Origin of the sequence: uncultured Campylobacter sp. (assembly GCF_938030685.1) — a bacterium.
Lineage (GTDB): Bacteria > Campylobacterota > Campylobacteria > Campylobacterales > Campylobacteraceae > Campylobacter_B.
In genome coordinates this window covers 1-4,679 of record NZ_CALHHX010000060.1, presented here as the reverse complement: position 1 = coordinate 4,679, position 4,679 = coordinate 1, and the positions used below count along the sequence as shown (strand labels likewise).

The 4,679-nt window shown below is 51.3% G+C and carries 6 protein-coding genes; all 6 read left to right on the top strand.

Annotated features, from left to right (window positions below; genetic code table 11):
* The first annotated feature begins 128 nt into the window (after window positions 1-128).
* A complete protein-coding gene (locus Q0369_RS02885; RefSeq protein WP_295152369.1) occupies window positions 129-818 on the top strand; it encodes a cell division ATP-binding protein FtsE in 690 nt (229 codons plus the stop codon).
* Window positions 805-1,620, top strand: a complete 816-nt coding sequence (locus tag Q0369_RS02880; RefSeq protein ID WP_297882232.1) for a hypothetical protein — start codon at window positions 805-807, stop codon at window positions 1,618-1,620. Before Q0369_RS02885 ends, Q0369_RS02880 begins: the two co-directional genes overlap by 14 nt.
* Window positions 1,617-3,005: a peptidoglycan DD-metalloendopeptidase family protein gene (locus tag Q0369_RS02875; RefSeq protein ID WP_298095707.1), complete on the top strand. Its 1,389-nt coding sequence runs from the start codon at window positions 1,617-1,619 to the stop codon at window positions 3,003-3,005. Before Q0369_RS02880 ends, Q0369_RS02875 begins: the two co-directional genes overlap by 4 nt.
* Window positions 3,006-3,009: 4 nt before the next feature.
* Window positions 3,010-3,402, top strand: coding sequence for a hypothetical protein (locus Q0369_RS02870; protein WP_298095704.1), 393 nt, complete (start codon window positions 3,010-3,012; stop codon window positions 3,400-3,402).
* Window positions 3,403-3,427: 25 nt separating this feature from the next.
* Window positions 3,428-4,243, top strand: a complete 816-nt coding sequence (locus tag Q0369_RS02865) for a threonine/serine exporter family protein (RefSeq protein WP_298095701.1) — start codon at window positions 3,428-3,430, stop codon at window positions 4,241-4,243.
* Between the two features lies 1 nt (window position 4,244).
* Window positions 4,245-4,679, top strand: a 435-nt coding sequence (locus tag Q0369_RS02860) for a threonine/serine exporter family protein (RefSeq protein WP_298095709.1), incomplete at its 3' end; no start/stop codon positions are given.

Here is a 4,679-nt window from a genome sequence, read left to right as displayed (position 1 = left end):
GCATTCGACTTTCCGCAGCAGTGTTTCATCCGCGCAAACGCAAGCGGCACGCGCTACTTCATCCGCCGTCCGCTTCCTACGCGCGAAAACCACGCGGCACATCAAAAAATTTCGGAGATATTTTCACAATGGCAGAGATAACGGACGATTACAATATCATCACCGCAGCGGGCCTCACGCTAGGCTACGAAAAGGCGGGCGCAGTCATCCAAGACGCGAGTTTCGGCATCGGCGCGAAGGATTTCGTCATCATCACGGGCAAGAGCGGCAGCGGCAAATCCACGCTGCTTAAGTCCTTCTACGGCGGCATCGACATCATCGGCGGCGAGCTGAACGTCTGCCTATGCGATCTAAAGGGCATCACGAACTCCGATCTACGCACCCTGCGCCAGCGCATCGGCATTATCTTTCAAAACTACCGCCTGATCAACGAATGGACGATCGAGCGCAACATAATGCTTCCGTTAATGATAATGGGCTACAATCAGCAGGTCTGCCAAGACCAAGCCAAAAAGCTACTGCGCCACGTCGAGCTCGGGCACAAAATGGGCAAATATCCGCTCGAGCTTAGCGGCGGCGAGCAGCAGCGCGTGGCTTTAGCGCGTGCGATGGCGCATAATCCGCGCCTACTGCTGTGCGACGAGCCTACGGGAAATTTGGACGACTACTCCAGCGCCATTATTTGGAATTTGCTGCGCTCGGCGTGCGAGTCGTGGAACGCCTGCGTCGTCATCGTGACGCATAAAATGCCCGCCACGCTTCGTTTTAGGCACCGACATTTTGAGATTAAGGACGCTAAAGTAAATGAAATCGATTAAAACCCATTTCGGCGTGATCTTTTCGCTCGTCGCGCTGCTTTTTTCGGTGCAGTTTGGAATTTTTATGAGCAACCTAACCAAAAGCTACGAGCGCTCGATCCAAAACGAATACAACATCGTGCTAGTCTCCAAAACCTCGCTCAGCCTGCAAGACGCGCAAAAAGCGGTACCGAAAATCAGCTCGATTAGCGAAATTTCCACAGCGGGCATCACCGAGCGACTGAAGGGTAAAATTTCACAAAACGCCTTTGCCGAGCTGAGTAAAAATTTGCCTAAATTTTATAGCGTCAAGCTCGAAAGCTTCCCCGACGCCGCGCAGCTTGCCAAGATCGAGCAGGATCTAAAGTCGATCGGCTCGCTCACGCGGGTTGAAATTTTTAAAAAGACCCACGATGAAATTTTTAAAATTTTACTGCTTATCAAAAGCCTCGTTTACGGCTTTGCGTTTCTCATCGTGCTTTTAGGCGTGATGCTAATTCACCGCCAGATGCGTATTTGGGTTTACGAACACAAAGAGCGCATCGAGATCATGGAGCTTTTCGGCGCGTCGTTTCTGATAAAAAGCGGCAAGCTCTACCGAATGGCGATAATAGACTCCTTCATCGCCACGCTGATCGTGACCTGCTTTTACATTGCGCTTCCTTCTTGGGAGGTGTTTTCGACCACGCTTAAGGGTATCGGCGATCTACGCACCGCCATAGTGCTGCCTTACGATGCGCTGATTCTTTTGGGTGTCGCCTTAGCGCTATCTATCATCGCGGTAAGTTTTGTGATGCTGCAAATCGGAAATAAACGAGCATGAAAAGAGCTTTTTTAGCGCCGCTTCTTGCGCTGGGGCTCGCCGCAGCTCTTACTTACGCCGCACCCGCAAAGGGACAAAGCACGAAGGATAAGATCGCCAAAGCGGGTCAAGAGCTCAAAAGCTCGCAAAAGGAGGGGATGCAACTCTCGCAAAAGATCGACGAGATCGCTGGCCTTATCGTAAAGGAGCAGGAGGGATTTAAAAAGCGCGAAGGCGAGATCAAGCAGCTAAGCGAAACGATCGAAGGGCTGAAGGATCAATACGCCGCCGAAGCGCAGGAGCTTGAGAAACTCAATAGTCAAAACGTCACTCTTCTTAGCGTGCAAAGCGAACTGGAGAGCAAGATCATAAGCGTGATCTCGCAAGAGCTATCGTTTGATCTCATCACCGACGTAAATTCCACAACCACGCCCGATTCTATCGTAGCTAGCGAAATTTTAGAGGGGCTCGGCGTCGTTATGAACGACGAGCTGAAGGGGTTAATCAAAGACTACGAAAATAATCAAAATTTTATCAACGAGCAGAATAAAAAGATCAAATCGATCCAGGCAAGCATGGCGGGCTACGACAAGAAAAAAACCGAGCTTAACGCCAAACAAACTACCCAAAAAGAGAAGCTCGCGCAGATGAAAAAGGACAAAGAGGACTACATCGCGCGCCTAGAGAAAATAAACGACGAGCAAGACGCCATATCTAAGACCTTGCAGGAGCTTAAGATCATCGACGACGCCGAGGAAAAAGCCAAAGCGCAGAAGGAGGAAGCGGCGCGCCAAGCAAAGCTTGAAGCGCAGAAACAAAAGGAGCGCCAGGCGCGCGAAAAAGAGTACGCCAAAGCAAAGGCGGCGGCAAAAAAGGCGGGCAAGCCCGAGCCTGCGCCTCCTAGCGAGCCCGAGCCCGAGCCCGAAGTGAGCGAGCCTGCGGATGAGCGCGTAAGCAAAATCAACCAGAAAGTCAAGCAGTACGGCTCGAGCTATCAGTCCTCGCGCGTTAAAAAATACAGCGGAGCCAAGACCCCAGCGCCTCTGAACGGCGCGTATTTGAAGCGAAAATTCGGCAACTACAACGATCCTGTGTATAACATCAAACTTTTCAACGAAAATATCGTGCTGGGCTCAAACAGCGGCGACACGCAGGTTAAGGCGGTGCTGCCGGGCAAGGTGGTCTTTGCTAAAGAAACCGCCGTGCTCGATAAGGTCGTGATCCTAGAGCACAGCGGCGGCATCCACACGATCTACGCGCATCTAAATCAGATACCGCCTACCGTGCGCGTCGGCTCCAACGTCAAAAAGGGCTACATCATCGGGCGCATCGGCTCGGATCTGACCTTTGAAGTGACGCAGCAGAACTACCACATCAACCCGCTCGATCTCATAAGTCTGAGGTGAAGCCGTGAGCGGGGAAAATTCTAAATTTAGCAGATCTTGCGAGGACGCCGAAAGTTTAAATTTAAGCGAGCAAAGCTCGGGCTGCGAGTTAAATTTGAGCGATGAAAATTCTGCGGCGACGTTAAATTTGAATGACGTAAATTCCAAAGTGACGTTAAATTTAAACGATCAAAATTTAAGCAGTCAAAATTTTACCGCTACAAGCGATGTCGCCGCGTCAAATTTAGATAGCGAGAATTCCGCCACGGGAGCCACTGCATTAAATTTTAAAAATAAGAATTCCGCGACGACGGACATCATAGCGACATCAAAAACGATGGCGGGCGCCGCAAAAACAGAAAGCTACAACGAGCGTCGTAGAAGTAAAAACGACGAAAACAGCGCAAAACGATATTGAGATTACAAGAGTAGCGGAGGAAATAATGACAACAGAAATGGCGGCAGCAAAAGAAGCAGAAGCGGCGAGACCGCAAATCCAAGAGCTCACCAATTTTCTTAGCGAATACACCGCCAAGATGCTTAGTATCGGCACTTACACCGCGCGTATAGAGCACTGCGTGCGCAGGATAGCGGACGCTTACGACTATGAGGCTAGCCTGATGATCTTTGTGCGCCACTTCATCATCAGCGTGATGGATCCTGCGGACAACTCCATCCGCCGCACCTACGTCAAAACGGGCGCTGCGGCGCAGATCAGCTTCGATCTGATCTCGGAGCTAAGCGCGCTTAGCTGGGAAATTTACGACGAAAAAATCCCCCTTGCGCGCGCCAGAGCCTCATTTGCCGAAATTTTAGCCTTGCAGAAGAAAAGCTTTGCCAAAACTCTTGTTTTGCTAAGCGTCGCAAATGCCGCATTCTGCGAGCTTTTCGGCGGCGACGGGGGCGCGATGGCATTAGTTTTTGCGGCTACGGCTTTTGGAATTTGCGCCCGCTATCTGCTTAGCAAGCTTAAAATCAACCTAAAAATCCAATACATCGCGGTTTCGTTCGCAGTCTCCTTCATTGTCTCGCTAGGCGCTCGCTACGGGCTTAGCGCCACGCCCGACGTAGCCGTGGGATCGAGCATACTCTTTTTGATCCCCGGCGTCTGGCTGATCAACTCGGTATTTGACATCCTAAACGAAAATATGCTCGTAGGCATTAGCAGAGGGCTGAACACGGGGCTTTTGATCATCTGCATCGCAATCGGGCTCTTTCTGACGCTTAGCATCTCAAATTTGGGGCTTGTAAATGTTTGATATAGCGCTTTTGGTATTTAAGGATGCTTGCTTTGCCGCTGCGGCGGGGCTTGGTTTTGCGTATGCGTGCATGCCGCCCAAAAAGACGCTCGCCTTCTCGGCGCTGCTTGCGGCGGTTGCGCATTCGTGCAGGTTTTTGCTGATTCAAAGCCAAATTTTTTCGATCGCCGCCGCGACGCTTTTTGCGTCGTTTCTGATCGGAGTTTTGGGGATGCTCTGCGCCAAGCGCCTCAAGGTGCCCGCAGAGATCATCGCCTTTCCCGCGCTGCTTCCGATGATCCCCGGTATCTACGCTTACAAGGCGGTTTTGGCGCTATTTTCTTATATCAAAGCCGCGGGCGCACAGCAGAAGCTCGCTCATCTCATCTCATTTTTCGATAACGCCCTCGCCACGGTCTCGATCTCGCTGGCGCTCGGCACGGGCGTTTCAATAACG

Coding starts and splice junctions, on each gene's coding strand:
- Q0369_RS02880 (WP_297882232.1), top strand. CDS start 805: ATGAAATCGATTAAAACCCATTTCGGCGTGATCTTTTCGCTCGTCGCG.
- Q0369_RS02865 (WP_298095701.1), top strand. CDS start 3,428: ATGACAACAGAAATGGCGGCAGCAAAAGAAGCAGAAGCGGCGAGACCG.
- Q0369_RS02875 (WP_298095707.1), top strand. CDS start 1,617: ATGAAAAGAGCTTTTTTAGCGCCGCTTCTTGCGCTGGGGCTCGCCGCA.
- Q0369_RS02885 (WP_295152369.1), top strand. CDS start 129: ATGGCAGAGATAACGGACGATTACAATATCATCACCGCAGCGGGCCTC.